Consider the following 952-nt stretch of genomic DNA (forward strand, 5'->3'; position numbering starts at 1 on the left):
ATGCGAAGGCATTCAGAGGGCCCCTGAACAAACCATTGAACTCATCGATACTGGCGCAAACAGCCGTAGTGTGAATCTTCACGCTCCAATTTCTGACATAGCTGTGCCATCAAACGCTGCGTGAGAAGCGCACTTTGCACTCTTCGTCAAACTGCGGTAGTGCGGCTTCGACGCCGTGTCATTCAATCCGCTGCCGCATCCCACCTAGGGAAGGTCTGCACAACATGTTTTCAGAGCGCCGATCTTTTCACGTTGGGCGTATCGGCCGCAGAGTCTGCTAGCAGGTTGGTCGTCGAGCTTTTGAACCATGATGACCTTCGTTTGCCGAGACTCTCGGCCTGATGCGCCGGGCGTTTCACGCTTTGCTTAAAGCCTTGCGCGCCATCCAGAGGTTGCCCAGCGCAAACAGTGTCGTGATCTGCGCGATATTCTTCATCAATCCTCGGTAGCGGGTCTTCGTGTAACCAAACTGCTGCTTGAGCACGCGAAACGGATGTTCAACCTTGGCACGCACGCCAGCCTTCAGGCGCTCAATCTGGTTGTATATCGCGTCCAGACGATTGGTCAGGTCCAGTTGTCGACGCTTGCCCGGTCGCATCGCGACATGCCAGCGTACCGGGTTAGTCTGACATCGCTTTTCAATACCCTGATATCCGGCGTCAGCATACACATCCTTTTCCTGCCCGTGCAACAACGCTTCGGCCGCATTGATGTCGTGCACGTTGGCTGCCGTACCAATGACGGTGTGGACCAGACCCGACTCTGCGTCCACGCCGATGTCGGGTAGCGGTAGCGCATTACTGCGCCACCGCCCCTTGGACCACGCTAAGAAACGGGCGTTGATAGCACCAATGGGGAGTCGGTCTTCAGTGGCGCGACGCCTCAGCTTACCAAAGCTGCGATCGGTGCCAGGTTTCTTCGGGACGCCCGCCGCGGCCGTGGTTACTGCGCT

The 952-nt window shown here is 57.1% G+C and carries 1 protein-coding gene; it reads right to left on the bottom strand.

Annotated elements, in window-relative coordinates; translation table 11 throughout:
• Positions 1 to 355 precede the first annotated feature (355 nt).
• A partial coding sequence (locus BMI01S_RS37730) for a transposase (protein ID WP_255217869.1) occupies positions 356 to 952 on the bottom strand: 597 nt, incomplete at its 5' end.

Origin of the sequence: Paraburkholderia mimosarum LMG 23256 = NBRC 106338 (assembly GCF_000739815.1) — a bacterium.
GTDB lineage: Bacteria > Pseudomonadota > Gammaproteobacteria > Burkholderiales > Burkholderiaceae > Paraburkholderia > Paraburkholderia mimosarum.